This is a genomic window from Microcystis sp. M144S2, assembly GCF_020246065.1.
GTDB classification, from domain to species: Bacteria; Cyanobacteriota; Cyanobacteriia; order Cyanobacteriales; family Microcystaceae; genus Microcystis; species Microcystis ichthyoblabe_A.
The window spans coordinates 60,705-77,164 of sequence record NZ_JADBTR010000006.1 but is presented as its reverse complement, the minus strand read 5'-3'; the positions used below and the strand labels follow the sequence as shown (position 1 = coordinate 77,164).

The 16,460-nt window shown below is 42.1% G+C and carries 16 protein-coding genes and 1 tRNA gene; 12 read left to right on the top strand and 5 right to left on the bottom strand.

Annotated features, from left to right (window positions below):
• The first annotated feature begins 86 nt into the window (after window positions 1-86).
• Both trpD and IM462_RS00980 read left to right on the top strand, forming a co-directional pair.
• The gene (gene trpD, locus IM462_RS00985) at window positions 87-1,121 is read left to right on the top strand and encodes an anthranilate phosphoribosyltransferase (RefSeq protein WP_287700500.1); all 1,035 of its coding nucleotides are present in this window, start codon (window positions 87-89) and stop codon (window positions 1,119-1,121) included.
• 354 nt (window positions 1,122-1,475) lie between these two features.
• Window positions 1,476-3,017 carry a ferredoxin--nitrite reductase gene (locus IM462_RS00980; protein ID WP_287700502.1) on the top strand — a complete coding sequence of 514 codons (1,542 nt, stop codon included), beginning with the start codon at window positions 1,476-1,478 and terminating at the stop codon, window positions 3,015-3,017.
• A 219-nt stretch (window positions 3,018-3,236) separates the two neighbouring features.
• On the opposite strand, the gene IM462_RS00975 is transcribed toward IM462_RS00980, so the two are convergent.
• Window positions 3,237-4,271, bottom strand: coding sequence for a PstS family phosphate ABC transporter substrate-binding protein (locus IM462_RS00975; protein ID WP_287700504.1), 1,035 nt, complete (start codon window positions 4,269-4,271; stop codon window positions 3,237-3,239).
• A gap of 375 nt (window positions 4,272-4,646) precedes the next feature.
• Between IM462_RS00975 and pstS the strand changes: the two genes are divergently transcribed.
• The 5 genes from pstS (at window position 4,647) to pstB (IM462_RS00950) (ending at window position 9,698) form a co-directional block, all read left to right on the top strand.
• Entirely contained in the window at window positions 4,647-5,768 is a 1,122-nt protein-coding gene (gene pstS / locus IM462_RS00970; protein WP_287700506.1) for a phosphate ABC transporter substrate-binding protein PstS, read from the top strand.
• Between the two features lie 94 nt (window positions 5,769-5,862).
• The gene (gene pstC, locus IM462_RS00965; RefSeq protein WP_045359649.1) at window positions 5,863-6,822 is read left to right on the top strand and encodes a phosphate ABC transporter permease subunit PstC; all 960 of its coding nucleotides are present in this window, start codon (window positions 5,863-5,865) and stop codon (window positions 6,820-6,822) included.
• 195 nt (window positions 6,823-7,017) lie between these two features.
• Window positions 7,018-7,911: a phosphate ABC transporter permease PstA gene (pstA, locus tag IM462_RS00960; protein ID WP_002749314.1), complete on the top strand. Its 894-nt coding sequence runs from the start codon at window positions 7,018-7,020 to the stop codon at window positions 7,909-7,911.
• A 95-nt stretch (window positions 7,912-8,006) separates the two neighbouring features.
• Window positions 8,007-8,810 (top strand): phosphate ABC transporter ATP-binding protein PstB, encoded by an 804-nt coding sequence (pstB, locus tag IM462_RS00955; protein WP_287700510.1) that lies wholly within the window; start codon window positions 8,007-8,009, stop codon window positions 8,808-8,810.
• A 90-nt stretch (window positions 8,811-8,900) separates the two neighbouring features.
• Window positions 8,901-9,698, top strand: a complete 798-nt coding sequence (gene pstB, locus IM462_RS00950) for a phosphate ABC transporter ATP-binding protein PstB (RefSeq protein WP_149976845.1) — start codon at window positions 8,901-8,903, stop codon at window positions 9,696-9,698.
• Between the two features lie 78 nt (window positions 9,699-9,776).
• Here pstB (IM462_RS00950) and IM462_RS00945 read toward each other — a convergent pair whose 3' ends face one another.
• Both IM462_RS00945 and IM462_RS00940 read right to left on the bottom strand, forming a co-directional pair.
• A complete protein-coding gene (locus IM462_RS00945; protein WP_287700514.1) occupies window positions 9,777-9,962 on the bottom strand; it encodes a hypothetical protein in 186 nt (61 codons plus the stop codon).
• The gene (locus IM462_RS00940) at window positions 9,962-10,348 is read right to left on the bottom strand and encodes a hypothetical protein (protein ID WP_287700516.1); all 387 of its coding nucleotides are present in this window, start codon (window positions 10,346-10,348) and stop codon (window positions 9,962-9,964) included. The genes IM462_RS00945 and IM462_RS00940 overlap by 1 nt, the downstream gene beginning before the upstream one ends.
• Before the next feature lie 254 nt (window positions 10,349-10,602).
• Here IM462_RS00940 and IM462_RS00935 point away from each other — a divergent pair, with 254 nt between their 5' ends.
• Window positions 10,603-10,869 carry a hypothetical protein gene (locus IM462_RS00935; protein WP_287700518.1) on the top strand — a complete coding sequence of 89 codons (267 nt, stop codon included), beginning with the start codon at window positions 10,603-10,605 and terminating at the stop codon, window positions 10,867-10,869.
• A gap of 424 nt (window positions 10,870-11,293) precedes the next feature.
• On the opposite strand, the gene IM462_RS00930 is transcribed toward IM462_RS00935, so the two are convergent.
• Window positions 11,294-11,366 (bottom strand) — tRNA-Ile (locus IM462_RS00930).
• Between the two features lie 64 nt (window positions 11,367-11,430).
• Here IM462_RS00930 and IM462_RS00925 point away from each other — a divergent pair.
• From IM462_RS00925 to grrM, 4 genes are all read left to right on the top strand, one after another.
• Window positions 11,431-11,724, top strand: coding sequence for a hypothetical protein (locus tag IM462_RS00925; protein WP_045361837.1), 294 nt, complete (start codon window positions 11,431-11,433; stop codon window positions 11,722-11,724).
• 32 nt (window positions 11,725-11,756) lie between these two features.
• Complete coding sequence (locus tag IM462_RS00920) at window positions 11,757-13,088, top strand: hemolysin family protein (protein ID WP_287700520.1); 1,332 nt, start codon at window positions 11,757-11,759, stop codon at window positions 13,086-13,088.
• A gap of 83 nt (window positions 13,089-13,171) precedes the next feature.
• The gene (gene mltA, locus IM462_RS00915) at window positions 13,172-14,293 is read left to right on the top strand and encodes a murein transglycosylase A (RefSeq protein WP_287700522.1); all 1,122 of its coding nucleotides are present in this window, start codon (window positions 13,172-13,174) and stop codon (window positions 14,291-14,293) included.
• 78 nt (window positions 14,294-14,371) lie between these two features.
• Window positions 14,372-15,532 (top strand): cyclophane-forming radical SAM/SPASM peptide maturase GrrM/OscB, encoded by a 1,161-nt coding sequence (gene grrM / locus IM462_RS00910; RefSeq protein WP_287700605.1) that lies wholly within the window; start codon window positions 14,372-14,374, stop codon window positions 15,530-15,532.
• Between the two features lie 111 nt (window positions 15,533-15,643).
• Here grrM and IM462_RS00905 read toward each other — a convergent pair whose 3' ends face one another.
• The gene (locus tag IM462_RS00905) at window positions 15,644-16,354 is read right to left on the bottom strand and encodes a Uma2 family endonuclease (RefSeq protein ID WP_287700524.1); all 711 of its coding nucleotides are present in this window, start codon (window positions 16,352-16,354) and stop codon (window positions 15,644-15,646) included.
• Window positions 16,355-16,460 lie beyond the last annotated feature (106 nt).

Genomic DNA, 16,460 nt, shown 5'->3' with positions numbered 1-16,460 from the left:
AACCAGCTACTTACTAGGAGCGATCGATTCTCCAGACAAACCGCTATGATAGTATATCGCCCCCTCCCCACACCAATGGAACAGCGATGACCACTCCAGACTGGCCAAACCTACTGCAGCAACTACTCGATCGAAAATCCCTTTCCCTTAACCAAGCTGAAGAATTAATGACCGGATGGTTAAACGGCCAGATTCCCGAAGTTTTATCGGGGGCGATTTTAGCGGCTTTGCAAGCAAAAGGAGTCTCGGCCGCCGAATTAGCGGGAATGGCCGGAGTTTTACGGCAACAATCTCGCTTAGAAGACCCTAAACCCCATACTACTCCCGTTATCGATACCTGTGGCACCGGCGGTGACGGGGCCTCAACCTTTAATATTTCCACTGCCGTGGCTTTTGTGGCGGCCGCCGGGGGCGTAAAAGTGGCTAAACACGGCAATCGCTCGGCCTCCAGTAAAGTCGGTTCGGCCGATGTTTTAGAATATCTTGGGGTTAATTTAAGCACCCCTGGCGAGAAGGTGGCGGCGGCCTTAGATGGGGTGGGAGTGACCTTTCTTTTTGCCCCCGGTTGGCATCCAGCCCTGAAAAGTGTGGCTAATCTCCGCAAAACCCTGAAAGTTCGCACGGTTTTTAATCTTCTGGGCCCTCTAGTTAATCCTCTCCGTCCCACAGGTCAAGTTATCGGGGTTTATGACCAGCAATTTCTCACCCCGATGGCCACAGCTTTGGCACAAATGGGAACCCCAAAGGCGATTATTGTTCACGGCCGGGAAAAACTCGACGAGGTGGGGTTAGGAGATCTGACCGATATGGCTTTATTAAATAATGGCGAGGTGATTTCGTCGGCGATCGATCCCTTGTCAATTGCTATCCCCAGAGCCAGTTTAAATGCCCTTAAAGGCGGGGAAGTGCCAGAAAATGCCGAAATCCTCAAAAATGTCCTGCAAGGGGGGGGAACGCCCGCTCAACGGGATGCTGTGGCGATTAATGCCTCTCTTGCCCTACAGGTGGCAGAAAAAGTCACTTTTGGCGATCATGCTGCTGGTTTCGCCCTCGCACGCGAGATTTTAGCCAGTGGGTTAGCTTGGCAAAAATTAGAGGAGTTGGTTAAGTTTCTCGCTTAGGAAAATTCAAAGGAGACAGAAAGCAGAAGGCGGTCGGCAGAAGGCAGGAGATTATTTTTATTTATTCTCCCATCTCCCCACACCCCACACCCCACACCCCACTTCCCCACCTCAATGCACTTACTGCATGATATAAATGCCTAAACACGATGGTTAGGAGATTTCTGTTACAAACAATACAAAATCACCCAAGTTAAAAAGAATTAAATAACAAATAGAGACTAGGTAAATTACTAAATTTTTGCTAATGACGACAGTATTTTACAGAATACTTATTGTTAAATCCGGATTTCTTCATTTCTAACCCGCACCAACTAGAACAATTACACCCACAAACCAGAAGGAGATAGATTCGTGGTACAAGCAGCTGAAAAAGATGGAACAACTCTCAATAAATTCGAGAAATTTAAAGCCGAAAAAGACGGATTAGCCATTAAAGATGAACTGGAGCATTTTGCCCAAATCGGTTGGGAAGCGATGGATAAAACCGATTTAGAACATCGCTTAAAATGGGTGGGAGTTTTTTATCGTCCTGTCACCCCGGGCAAATTCATGATGCGTTTACGGGTTCCTAACGGCATTATTAGCAGTGAGCAAATGCGCGTTTTAGGGGAAATTGTGCAGCGTTACGGCGATGATGGCAATGCCGATATTACTACTCGTCAAAACCTACAATTACGCGGTATTCGTATCGAAGATATTCCTGATATTTTCCAACGACTAAAATCCGTGGGTATGACTTCGGTACAATCGGGCATGGATAATGTCAGAAATATTACCGGTTCACCCATGGCAGGACTAGACGCAGATGAATTAATTGACACCAGGGAATTAGTCCAAAAAGTCCAAGATATGATTACCAACTACGGTCAAGGTAATTATCAATTTAGCAATCTGCCCCGCAAATTTAATATTGCCATCGAGGGGGGACGGGATAATTCCGTTCATGCGGAAATTAACGATATTGCCTTTGTTCCTGCCTATAAAGAGGGAGAATTAGGCTTTAATGTCGTAGTAGGTGGCTTTTTCTCGGCTAAACGCTGTGAAGCGGCAATTCCTATGAATGTTTGGGTGAGACCTAATCAGGAGGTGGTGGATTTATGCCGAGGGATTTTGGAGGTTTACCGCGATAACGGATTGCGTGCCAATCGTCAAAAATCCCGTTTAATGTGGTTAATTGATGAGTGGGGAATTGAGGAATTCCGCACGCGGGTGGCTAATCACCTAGGTTATCCCTTGGCAACGGCAGCGGAAAAAGACGCAATTGACTGGGAAAAACGGGATCATTTAGGAGTTTTTCCCCAAAAACAGGAGGAATTGAGCTATATCGGTCTTTGTGTTCCCGTTGGTCGTCTATTTGCCGATGATATGTTCGATTTAGCCCGGATTGCCGAAGTGTATGGCAGCGGAGAATTACGTTTAACCGTGGAACAAAACGTGATTATTCCTAATATAGCGGCTGAAAATATGGCGACTCTTTTAACCGAGCCTTTACTGGCTAAGTTTACCCCCAATCCTACTCCTTTACAACGAGCGCTCGTTTCCTGTACGGGGGCGCAATTCTGCAATTTTGCCCTGATTGAAACCAAAAATAAGGCTGTGGACTTGATTCGTCAGTTAGATGCTGAATTAAATATCCCCCGGGGTGTGCGTATGCACTGGACCGGTTGCCCTAACTCCTGCGGACAACCCCAAGTGGCCGATATCGGTTTGATGGGGACAAAAGCTCGCAAAGACGGCAAAACCGTGGAGGGAGTTGACCTCTACATGGGGGGTAAAGTGGGTAAAGATGCTCACCTAGGCAGCTGTGTACAAAAAGGGATTCCCTGTGAGGATCTAAAATCGCTGTTAACCTCTATCCTCATCGAGCAATTTGGGGCGACACCGAAGGGTTAATTAAGTAGGGTTTGCTGAAAAAGTTTTTCCTGGGGGCAGGGTGTAGGGTGTAGGGTGTAGGGTGTAGGGTTTTACCCATTTTGAGGGGGTCAATTACCTAATTTTCAGGGAAAAAGTCCCTGAGTTCTCCCCCCGCTCACTCCCAGAGCCGGTACTTTTTGATTGACAAAAAGTCTAAAAGTCTTACCAAACAAGGTTTTTAGATTTATTCAGCCAACCCTACTTCGCTTCAAATTGAGCTTGTTTGCGAAGTAATTCCCCGATGGTTAAATTGGGTTGAGGTCGGCCATTAAAAACCGTTCCTACCTCAAATTTTTGCAACTGTACCCGTGCCAAATGATAGGCCTCATCGGGTAGGGGAATATAACCAATACTATCTAATAAATTGGGAACTCGATCGAGATAATGTTCGACAAATTTCTCTAAAGCGGGATTCTCTTGGGCTTTTTGGGCATTAACATAAATAAACAAAGGACGAGATAAAGGCTGATATTTACTATCCTCGACATTGCCGCGAGTTGGTTCAATACCGTTAACTTTTAAAGCTTTTAATTTATCCCGATTTTGTTCATAGTAAGCATGGCCAAAATAGCCTAATGCGTTGGCATCTTGACTGACGGCATTAACTAAAGCTTCATCATCTTCACTAAAGTTAAAATCCCCACGACTGGCATCTTTGCCGTTAATTACCTCACTAAAAAAATCGTAGGTTCCGGAGTCTTTACCTGGTCCGTGAAGGGTAATCGGTTGGTCGGGCCAAGCGGGATTAATTTGATTCCAACGTTTGATTTTATTCTCGGCTGCTGGTTCCCAAATAGTTCTTAATTCTGTGGTGGAAATATCATCAACCCAGTTATTTTGGGGATTAACTACCACGGTTAAAGCATCAAAAGCGATCGGTAGTTCGATAAATCTTACCTTATTAGTATCACATTCTTTTAATTCTTCCAGAGAAATCGGACGAGAAGCATTATTAATATCGGTTTCTCCCGCACAAAATTTTCTAAAACCGCCGCCAGTTCCTGAAATATTAGCGTCAATTTTAACATCAGCCAAAGCTTTGTTAGGGGTATTGGCTTTAAAATCTTCGAGAACTTTATCGGTAATTGGTGCTACGGTACTCGAACCATCGATTTTAATTGGTTTTAGGTCTTGAGTGGAAATATTGGCACAAGCGGGTAAAATGAGGGCAGTACCCAGGACAATTGCCACTACTTTGGTGGGACGAGATAGCTGAGTAAAAATTTCTAGCATAGGTGTCAAAAGGAGAAAGTAAAAACGGATATTGGGGAGACTTTTCAGTTATCAGTGGGGAAGTGGGAAGAAAAAAGCTGGGGGATGATGGATAAAAACCTTAATCTTTTCTTTGTTGTTTTTACGTCACTATAATGGTAGGGAAAGAAAAAACCCCTATTTAGACAGGAAAAGTTAGCGGCTTTACCCGCGACTTAAAACTAATGTTCAGTCAAAATAGATAGTAAAAGAAGTTGAGATTTTTGTCTAGTTATCGAGAAAATTTTTCTTGACAATAGATTATGTTTTTTTATTCACTTCTTAACCTATTCTTTACCAAGCAGTGGTAACTTTTAGCGTAAAATTTAAGGCAGTTTACGGATCAAAATTAATCCTATGCCCAGCAGAAACAGGACCAATTTACTAACAGCCTTATCCCTAGCGACTTTAACAGCGACTTTAACCGCTTGTGGTGGCGGCGATACGGCGGGAACCAGCGGAGAGGGAAGCAATAGAATCGCCCAGGTTCCTCTGCAAGGAGAGGTCGCCCTCAATGGTGCGGGTGCTTCTTTTCCTGCACCCCTATATCAAAACTGGTTTGTCACCATTAATCAGCTATTTTCCAAACTGCTAATTAACTATCAATCTACCGGTAGCGGGGCAGGAGTAGAACAATTTATTCAAGGTACGATCGATTTTGGCGCTTCCGATGTGGCCATGAGTGACGAGGATATGGCCAGAGTTAGCCGCGGGGTTTTACTGCTACCGATGACGGCGGGAAGCATCGTTATGGCTTATAATTTGCCCGGAGTAGAAGGGCTGAAACTAAGTAGGGAAGCCTATGTAGGCATCTTTTTAGGCACGATTACCCGTTGGAACGATACCAAAATTGCCGCCGATAACCCCGATTTAAAACTACCCGATGAAGAAATTACCGTAGTTCACCGGGCAGACGGTAGCGGAACAACGGGAGTTTTTACCAAGTTTTTAAGCGCCGTTAGTCCCGAATGGAAAAAAAGTATCGGTGAAGGAAAAGCCGTACAATGGCCGACCAAAAAAGGTAAATTTCTCGGCGGTAGAGGAAATGAAGGTGTAACTGCCCTAATTCAACAAAATCAAGGCTCGATTGGCTATATTGAGTACGGTTTCGCTAAAAATAATAACCTGCCTATGGCCGCCCTACAAAACCAGGCGGGTAAATTTGTCATTCCCGATGAAACCAACGCCGCTGCTACCCTCGCTAACGTTGAACTGCCTGAAAATTTACGCGCTTTTATCGTTGATCCCCCGGGGGAAAATTCCTACCCCATTGTCACCTATACCTGGATGTTAGTTTATAAAAAATACAACGATCCCCAAAAAGCTTTAGCTATGGAGGCGATGATCGAATTTGGACTCAATCAGGGACAGGAACAGTCCGCCGCCCTTGGTTATATTCCCCTACCGAAAAACGTTCGGGAACGAGTAGCCGCCGCTGCCGATGTCATCTATCCCGATTACACGATCAAGGTGGATTAGTCGCCGAAAAAATGTATTCAAAGTTACAATAATAGTGGAGAGAGGTCAATTTCTCCCTTAGCTACCTCAAACTAGCTGGATTTAAACCCTAATCATGAGTGCGCCCACAGTTTCACCCGACTCAAATTTTAAAGAACGTCCAGAATCGGAAAAAATCCTCGATAAAGGCTTTGTTGGATTAACCACCGCCTTTGCCATCGCTATTGGGCTGATTTTGCTCCTAATTGCCCTAGTTATTTTTATTCGGGCTTTACCGGCGATTCAAACCTTTGGTCTGGGATTTTTGACCAGTAGTGCTTGGAATCCCGTGCGCGGTCGCGAAGAATTCGGAGTTCTGCCCGTTATCTACGGAACTCTCGTTAGTTCTCTGATTGCCCTCCTGATTGCCGTTCCCCTCGGTATCGGTTCAGCCATTTTTTTAAGCGAAGATTTTATTCCCTTAAATGCGCGGACAATTTTGGTTTTTCTCGTACAACTTTTGGCCGCTATTCCCAGTGTTGTTTACGGATTATGGGGTATATTTGTATTGATTCCTATCCTCAGACCCCTTGGTAACTGGTTAAATGCTAATTTTAGTTGGATTCCTCTGTTTAGTACTCCTTTAGGGGGTCCTGGAATGTTACCGGCGGGGGTTATTTTAGCAATTATGATCCTGCCGATTATTATCGCTATCTCTCGCGACTCTTTGGCCGCTTTACCGCCGGATCTAAGGCAAGCTTCCCTCGGTTTGGGGGCCACCCGTTGGGAAACGATTTTTCGGGTATTAATTCCTGCCGCTTTTTCTGGGATTGTCGGGGGGATTATGTTAGCTTTAGGGCGCGCTTTAGGGGAAACCATGGCAGTAACGATGATTATCGGCAATTCTAACCGCATTAGTGCCTCTATTCTCGCTCCTGCTAACACGATCGCTTCCTTATTGGCTAACCAATTCGCCGAAGCATCGGGAATGCAAGTATCGGCACTCATGTATGCGGGTTTTGTTCTCTTGGTTTTGACCCTAGTAGTCAATATATTCGCAGAATTAATCGTTAATCGCGTCAAAGCTAAGTATTAAGACATCAGTTATCAGTTATCAGTTATCAGTTATCAGTTTTGAGTTTTAAGTGAGCAGTATGTATTAAGTGATCATCATCAAATGGCAGTTTACTGCTGTCTTTTCACTTTTCACTGTTTACTGTTTACTAATCACTGTTTACTGATTACTGTTTACTGTTCACTGATAACTGATTACTGTTCACTGATAACTGATATGGATAGTGCGAATTTAGGCAATAATCTCAAAAAGAAACCGAGTAGTCCTCGATCGCTATTGGGGACAATTATGACCGTTCTCTCGGCTTTATGTTTAGCCGTCACCGTGATTCCCCTCTTTGCCGTCCTAGGCTTCGTTTTTGTGCAAGGGGTGGGCCGTTTAAACGCCAATCTCTTTACCAAATTACCGCCACCGCCGGGGTTAGGAGGAGGAGGCATCGCTAACGCCATTTTAGGGACAATTATCGTCGTCGCCCTCGCCACAGCGATCGCAGTTCCCATCGGCGTTTTAGCGGCGGTTTATCTCTCGGAATTTAGCGGTGATAACAAACTTGCCCAGGGTGTGCGCTTTGCTACCAACGTTTTAGCGGGTGTCCCTTCGATTATTGTCGGGGTTTTCGCCTACGGTTTGCTAGTTGCCCCCTTATTTGGCGAAGGAACAGCCCTTTTAGGCTTTTCTGCCCTGGCCGGTTCGATCGGTTTAGCGGTGTTAATGTTACCGACTATTATTAGAACCACCGATGAGGCTTTAAAAATCGTTCCCCAAGACATCCGCTGGGCAGCCATGGGTTTAGGGGCCTATAACTACCAAACCGTCCTAAAAATCGTCCTTCCTGCTGCTGTTCCCGCTATTTTAACCGGTGTGACTTTAGCAATTGCTAGGGCTGCTGGAGAAACGGCCTCTTTAATTTTTACGGCATTATTCTCTAACTTTTGGCCTCGGGGTGTCTTTGAACCGATTGCCACCCTTTCGGTCCTAGTTTTCAACTTTGCTACTGCCCCTTTTGCCCCTCAACAGCAATTAGCTTGGGCAGGTGCTTTAATTCTCGTGCTTTTGGTGTTGGTAACTAACATTTTATCCCGTTTAGCCACGCGCCAGAAAACCTATTAAGTCAGGGAAAAAGTGAAAAGCAAAAAGGGATATTTAAGTAAAAATCTATCTATCTTTGCAATTCCTCAATTATCCAAATTCAAGGTAAATAATTTATGCTAACTAATCGCACTACCCAATCAACCGCAACCGTTTTAAAGGTGGATAAGGCTAATATTTACTATGGTAATTATCGAGCAGTGCGGGACGTTTCGATCGATATTCCCAAAAATAGAGTCACCGCTTTTATCGGACCCTCTGGCTGTGGAAAAAGTACCATTCTCAGGTGTTTTAATCGTCTCAATGATTTAATTCACGGTTTTCGTATTGACGGCAAAGTTTTTTATCATAACCAAGATATTTACTCTCAAGAGGTAGATCCGGTCGAAGTAAGAAAATACATCGGTATGGTGTTCCAGCGCCCTAATCCTTTTCCCAAATCCATTTATGATAATGTGGTTTACGGAGCGCGATTAAATGGTTATAAAGGTGATTTAGATGAATTAGTAGAAACTTCCTTGCGTCGAGCAGCTCTCTGGGAAGAAGTAAAAGATAAACTGAAAGAAAGCGGTTTTTCCCTATCTGGGGGACAACAACAAAGATTATGTATTGCTCGCGCTATTGCCGCTCAACCAGAAGTATTATTAATGGATGAACCCTGTTCGGCACTGGATCCAATTTCAACTTTAAAAGTTGAGGAATTAATGCACGAGTTAAAAGAACGTTATACAATTATTATTGTTACTCACAATATGCAACAAGCCACCAGAGTAGCAGATTTAACGGCTTTTTATAACGCTGAAGCCACCGATAAAGGTGGCAAAATTGGTTATCTAGTCGAGTTTGATCATACGGACAAAATCTTCAGTGATCCTCAAGAACAAGCAACTAAAGATTATGTTAGTGGACGTTTTGGCTAAATCCAGTTATCAGTTATCAGTTATCAGCTTTTTTCTTCCCTCTCCCTTTTCCCTTTTCCCTTTTCCCCAACACCTATTCCTTTGAAAATTATGTATAGTAAAGATGTTGTTACCGATGCGGTTTTGAGAACCAAAAACTTAAACGTTTACTATGGTTCTAATCTCGCTGTTCGTGATGTTAACCTTGATATTCCTGAGAAAAAAGCGATCGCTTTTATTGGTCCCTCTGGCTGCGGAAAAAGTACGGTTTTGCGCTGTTTTAATCGCATGAATGATCTGGTTAAAAGTGCCAAAATTGAAGGAAAAGTTACCTTTCGCGGTCAAGATATTTATGGTAATTCCGTTAATCCTATCGGGTTACGCAGTCGCATCGGTATGGTTTTTCAGAAACCGAATCCTTTCCCTAAATCTATCTATGAAAATATCGCTTTTGGGGCGCGATTAAATGGTTACATCGGCGATATGGATCAATTAGTGGAAGAATCTTTAAAAAAAGCCGTTCTCTGGGATGATGTTAAAGATAAACTCAAGGAAAGTGGTTTAGCTTTATCGGGGGGACAACAACAAAGGTTATGTATTGCTCGCGCTATTGCGGTTAAACCGGAAGTTGTTTTAATGGATGAACCCTGTGCGGCACTCGATCCAATTTCTACCCTAAAAATTGAGGAATTAATTCACGAATTGAAAACCCAATATACTATAGTTATTGTCACCCACAATATGCAACAAGCGTCGCGGGTTTCTGATTTAACGGCTTTTTATAATGCTGAACCGACCCCAAAAGGTGGTAAAGTGGGTTATTTAGTGGAATATGATCGCACCGAGGTTATCTTTCAAAATCCCGCTCAAGAGTCCACTAGAGATTATGTTAGCGGTCGTTTTGGTTAAAGTATTAATAATTAATCGTTATTTACGACTCAGGGATAGATTAATTTTTTCCTAGGGAATGATTGAAAAACGATTAACTTAACTGATTGCAAAAACGTTGTCTAAGTCTAAGGCAGTAGCGAGGGTAATATAATCTAATTGTGCTGGTATTTTTCCCCGTTGTTGACCTTCTTCTCTACCTTCTTTTATTGCTTCTTGATAGACTTTAGTTTGTTTGAGATGGCTAATACTAAATATGGCTTCAAAAAATAAGCTTACTAACATTAAGCACCCCCACAGTAATGCCAAGAATTCATCGCTTTAAAATACTGTTGAGTTCTATAGTTTAACACACTATAAATTTTACCTCGTTCATCACCCGGTGGACAATCATCTGGCACTTGAGTTAAACAGAGTTTTACTTTATCGCCGGGTAAAGCTGTTTTTAAAGCTGGAACTTCATCAATTTTCACATAGAAAAACAGAACAACTCCGTTGGTTAGAACCACAACTGCTTCTGCATCAGCTTCGTCATCAAATCCGGTGGTTATTTCTTGGATAAAAGTGTTAGAACAATAATTAATACGAGTGGGAGGTGGTGCGGCAAGAACTCTGGCAGTAAGAAGTAAATATAATAAAGTAAATCTAATAGTTTGTTGAAGATTTTTCATGACAAAATTTTCTAGATAAAACTAAACTCAAACTCAAACTCAAACCTTTTCTGTTATTATGGGAATAGGGCTAATTTTGCAATCGCTTATGTTCTTCTTCTGGCAAGAATTTTGACCTTGAGTTACTAACAGTTTCTCGACCGTGAGACATAATAATCCTCATGTTCCGTGATTGATCCCCGATAATTAAAATAGTCCCTTAACGACTACTATTGGCAAGGGACAGATAAAAAGCGCTAAAGGGATTGTAACCGATGACGGATGAAAGATTAGAACGGATCGAGAGCATACTACAGGCTACCGTTGTCCTCACGCAACAGAATCGAGAAGATATAGCACAGCTAACCCGTGAAGTTAGGACAATAGCAGGGAGTCTTGAACGAACCAACGAGTGCTTAAATCAATTTATCACTCAAGCTGAGAGCGATCAACAGTTTTTCCGCAACGAAGTCACCGGCATCCGTACAGAAGTTAAGCGAATCGTAGAGCATCTTTTCGGACAATCCCCAGATCAGGAGTAAAGATCAGCCAACGGGTATATATTAGCCAAATCACCAGCCAAAAGCTTGATCAACCCTAATTAATTCTTTATACAACGCTGATCAATGCGTCTTCTCAAGAAAAGGGAAGCAAACTCAAGTATTTTAGCTTTATTCCCACGGCATAAATAAAAGTTGATAGGGTGAGTCAATCTCACCCCATTTTAACCGTCTAAAACTTGGCTTTCTGGCGCAGCAATTCGGCTAAAGTCACATCGAATTTTGAGTGTCCCCCAAAAACTCCGCCAATTCAAAAATGAAAAGCATCAACCTCAAGAGTTGACAAAGAAAGGCTCATCAGTATGCGGCAGCCCAAAAAGATTGTATTCTGCACTAACAAGAACAAGATTAACCTATAACTTACTCTAGTACAGTCAAAGCTGATCGCTTGAAGCCATTAAAACTATCCAGGGTGCAGGAGTTGAACCTGCCTAGCACGAATTATGAGTTCGTTGCCTCAACCGCTCGGCCAACCCTGGGTTATACTATTAACTCATTATAGATCGGTAATCACTCCGAACGTGAAAATCCAGCCCCACCAAGATGAAAAAATTTGCAATCAGTACCTCCTTGCAGTTAGGACTCCTTTTGATGGTAGCCATGGTAGCCGCTGGCTTCGGTAGCGGTTGGGTAGCCTATCAATTGGGAATCGCCTCCCTGAAGGGAGTCAGTCAACCGGATATCAACCCCGCTAAAAAGTTTACCAACGATCGCACCAGTTATGGACGCAATCAAACTTTTATCCCCGTGAAAGAAGAAGAAGTAATTAAAAGAGTGAGAGTTTATATGCAACAACAGAAAAACAAACCGCAATCAAAGGACGAAACCAAAGGATAGGCTTTAAAAAAGGCGAATTTTGCCTTTTCGCTATGGATAATCAGGATTTATTGACTCGTTTAATTTTAGTCTTTTTACTAATCGTCCTCAATGCTTTTTTCGTAGCGGCGGAATTTTCGCTTGTGTCTGTCCGTCGTACCCGCGTCAGTCAGCTAGTGGCTGCGGGAGATGTGCCAGCGCAGACGGTCCAATCTCTACAAAGAAGTCTCGATCGCTTACTTTCCACTACCCAATTAGGCATCACCCTTTCTAGTTTAGCTTTAGGTTGGATCGGGGAGAGTACCATGACCGTTTTTGTGAAGAAATTACTAAGTTTTTTACCCTTTTCCTTAAACTGGCAAAATCTTCTCTCCCATGGGTTCTCTCTTTGTCTAGCTTTTTTAATCGTTGCCTATCTCCAGATAGTTTTTGGGGAACTTTATCCCAAATCCCTAGCTTTAATTTATGCCGAACCGATGGCGCGATTATTAGCGGCACCTATTGGCGTTATTTCCAGGATTTTTAAGCCTTTTATCGGTATTCTCAACCAATCAACTCGTTTTTTATTGGTTTTAACCCGTATCCCCGAAGTGGATCTACATCGTTCTAGTCGGGTAACTTCCGAGGAATTACAATTAATTATCAGCATGGAAGGGGAATTAACGGGATTAGAAGCGGCGGAAAGGAAAATTTTAAATAATGTTTTCCAGTTTGGCGAAATCACTGCCTCAGAAATTATGGTTCCCCATAACCGTTTAATAGCTATTCCCTCGACTGCGACTTTTCAGGAATTATTGCTACAAGTAGTTAACAGCGGCTATTCTTGTTATCCTGTGGAAGGAGATTCCAGCGATGATATCCGTGGTCTGATCGATTTTAAAGATTTAGCTTTACCCCTTGCCGAAGGTCAGTTAAATTTAACAACCCCGATTAAAACTTGGTTGAAACCTGTGCGTTTTTTCCCCGAAACCACTCCCTTAAATGAATTACTAACAGTGATGCGGGAATCATCCTTAAAGATGGTTATCATTGTGGATGAATTTGGCAGAACAGCTGGTTTATTAACCCTGAAAGATTTAATCGGTGAGATTCTGGGAACTTTTTCCCCTAGGGATCAATCGGGAACAGTAGAATATCAAATCCTCGATGAATCGACTTTTCTCGTACAAGCACAAATGAATTTAGAGGACGTGAACAAAGCATTAAATTTAAGCTTACCCTTGGCCGATGAATACCAAACCCTAGCCGGTTTTGTCCTCCATCATTGGCAAAAAATACCGAGGGTGGGAGAACAACTATATTACCAAAATTTAGAATTTACCATCATTTCTAAGGTCGGCCCTCGCCTGGAACAAATTAAGATTTATCGTCAACAACCATCCTAAGTATATAAACAAGAAATAACTTTTCTCATTTATCCTTCTTGCTTGATTGTTAATCGAGTCAATAGCTGCCCACTCCTGTCACCATGAAACACCTTTTGACAATCCTCCCCCTCAGCTTGGGATTAATTGCCCTCACCCCCGCAAATTTGCCCCTAGAACGTTTTGAAATCTCACAATTGGGAACATCTACGGGATACGATGAACGACTGCTAACGGACAAAAAAAACCTACTACAAGCGATCGATCATAGTTTACGTTATCTGAATAGCTCGGCAGCAATCCGCGCCTATCAAAATTATCCTATTCCTGAAATAACTCGTCAGCGAGTGCAGCGTTCCTTAGTACGTTTTCGTCAATTAGTGCAGAATTATCCCACTCCCGCAGCTCTACAAAAGGCAGTTAAAAAAGAATTTATTTGGTATCGTTCTTTGGGTAATGATAGCCAGGGAAATGTTAAATTTACTGGTTATTTTGAGCCAATTTATCAAGCAAGTCGGCAAAAAAACGCCGAGTATAAATATCCTCTCTATCGCCGACCTGCTAACTTTTCTCGCTGGTCTAAACCCCATCCAGCTAGGGTAGAATTAGAGGGAAAAGATGGTTTACTGGGGGAAAATAGCCGTCTAGCGGGATACGAATTAGTCTGGTTAAAAGATCGCTTAGAAGCTTATTTAGTTCATGTGCAAGGTTCGGCGAAATTACGTTTACCTAATGGTCAAATTATGAGCATTGGTTTTGATGGCAACACCGAGCATCCCTACACAAGTCTGGGAAAAGAAATGATTGCCGATGGTATTTTTCCCGCCGAGGGTTTAACCTTACCAATTGTTTTGGATTTTCTCAGAAGTAATCCTGAGCAATTAAAGAATTATATCCCCCGCAATAATCGGTTTATTTTCTTTCGAGAAACCCACGGTGCGCCTCCCACTGGTAGTATTGGAGTTCCAGTTTTACCAGAAAGATCGATCGCTACAGATAAAAGTATTTTTCCCCCCGGTGCTTTAGCAGTAATTGAGACAGAAATTCCCCAGGGAAATCTTAATAAAAAATTAGTGAGTCGCTATGTTCTCGATCAAGATACTGGCAGCGCGATTAAAGGTGCCGGCAGGGTAGATATTTTTATGGGAACAGGAAAAAATGCTGGCGAGCGAGCCGGTTTAATTAATACTCCGGGTCAATTATATTATTTATTATTGAGGGAATAGGAAATAGTATAGGTAGAATTAAGATAGACTTCGCGAAATCAGTTATTATACTTAAGTGAGAATATTAAAAATAGAATGATGGAAAAAAACAGAAATATAGATTGGTCGGATTGTGGTCCAATTACTTTAGTAGTCGTGCAGCCGACTTCTTTTTGTAATCTCAATTGTGATTACTGTTATTTACCCGATCGCCATTTAAAAAATACCTTATCCTTAGATTTAATCGAGCCGATTTTTCAGAGGGTTTTTAGTAGTCGTTTTCTCCAAGATGATTTTACCATTTGCTGGCACGCCGGCGAACCCTTAGCAGTTCCCATCAGTTTTTATGAAAGTGCCTTTGCTAAAATTGCGGAAGTTAGCGAGAAATATAATCAGCAGGGTTACTGTTTTCGTCATTCAGTACAAACTAACGCCACTTATATTAACGATGCTTGGTGTCAATTATTTAAAAAGCATGATGTTTATGTGGGAGTCAGTCTTGATGGACCGGCTTTTATTCACGATATCCACCGGCAAAACCGCAAGGGAACTGGCAGTCATGCTGCTACCATGCGGGGGATTTCTTTCTTGCAAAAACATGAAATTGATGTGAGTGTCATCGCTGTTTTAACGGAAGATTCCCTCGATTATCCTGACGAAATTTTTAACTTTTTTTGGGATCATGGTCTTACCGATGTGGCTTTTAATATGGAAGAAACCGAGGGGATTCATTCGCAATCTTCCTTAGATAAATTAGGTATTGAACAACGTTATCGCCAGTTTATTGCTAGATTTTGGCAGTTAGTCACGGCCAAACAAGGAGAATTTAAGCTGCGGGAATTTGAATCAATCTGTAGTTTGATTTATGCCGATGAACGCTTAGAAAATACTGATATGAATCGACCTTTTATGATTGTCAATTTTGATAATCAAGGTAATTTTTCCACCTTTGATCCGGAATTACTATCGATTAAAACCCAACCCTACGGTGATTTTATCTTTGGTAATGTTTTGACCGATTCTCTGGAATCTATCTGTGAAACTGAGAAATTTCAACAAATTTACGCTGATATGCGCGGTGGAGTCGATTTATGTCGCCAAAAATGCGATTATTTTGGGGTTTGTGGGGGGGGGGCCGGTAGTAACAAATATTGGGAAAATGGCACTTTCAACTCCACAGATACTAAAGCCTGTTTATACCGGATTAAGTGTATCACCGATATCGTTCTCGATCGCCTAGAAAATTTATTAGAAGTTTAAAGATTTTTTTAGCTATCAGTTATCAGTAATCAGTAAACTGATAACTGTTTACTAATAACTTATGAAAAAAACTTGATCTAAATACCATTTTTGCAAAGTAATGGCATGGTATTATTCTTCTTCTAAACTTAATCCTAACGCCTGTAAGCGTTCCGCTAGTCGATCCGCACGTTTCTGTTCTTTATCAGCGCGTTTCTGTTCTTTATCAGCACGTTTCTTTTCTTTATCGGCGCGTTTCTTTTCTTGACGCATTTGAGACTCTAACTCAACAGTTGTTAAAAATTTCTCTCCATCGGGACGATACAATTCTAAACTAGATTTATCCCAGATAAAACGCATACCTAAGCGGGGACTTATCCAGTCATTGATGGGGATAATTTCTCTTAAATTTTCTCCCTGTCTTTGCCATCCTTGTAAACGACAGCGCATCGGGTTATATAAATAGTATTCTTCTACACCATAGGTGTCATAAAACTCTAATTTTCGACTCATTTCTGCTTTTGTATTCTTCGGTGATAGAATTTCAAAAACTACTTGAGGAGCGATATTTTCTTCCTGCCATTGACGATAGGAACCCCTCCGTCCTTTGGGACGGCCAAAGGCTACCATCACATCGGGAGCAACCGGTGAAACCAAAGTAGAACGCAGAGGATACCAGAGTAAATCTCCGGCAATAAACACCTTAGGGTCATCGGCAAATATAATCTCTAAATTCTCCTTAATTTTAACAATCCACTCATATTGTTCGGTATTATCTGCCATCGGTTGACCATCGCTATCGGGGAAAAGAAGATCGTCGTCAATATCAAGATAACTAACCATTGTCTTTTAATTTTAATAGATGGTTGTTTTCTGATTGTAGCAAGATAATTATGAATGATGAATTATGAATTATGAATTATGAATTGGGGAGTGGGGAGAATGGGGT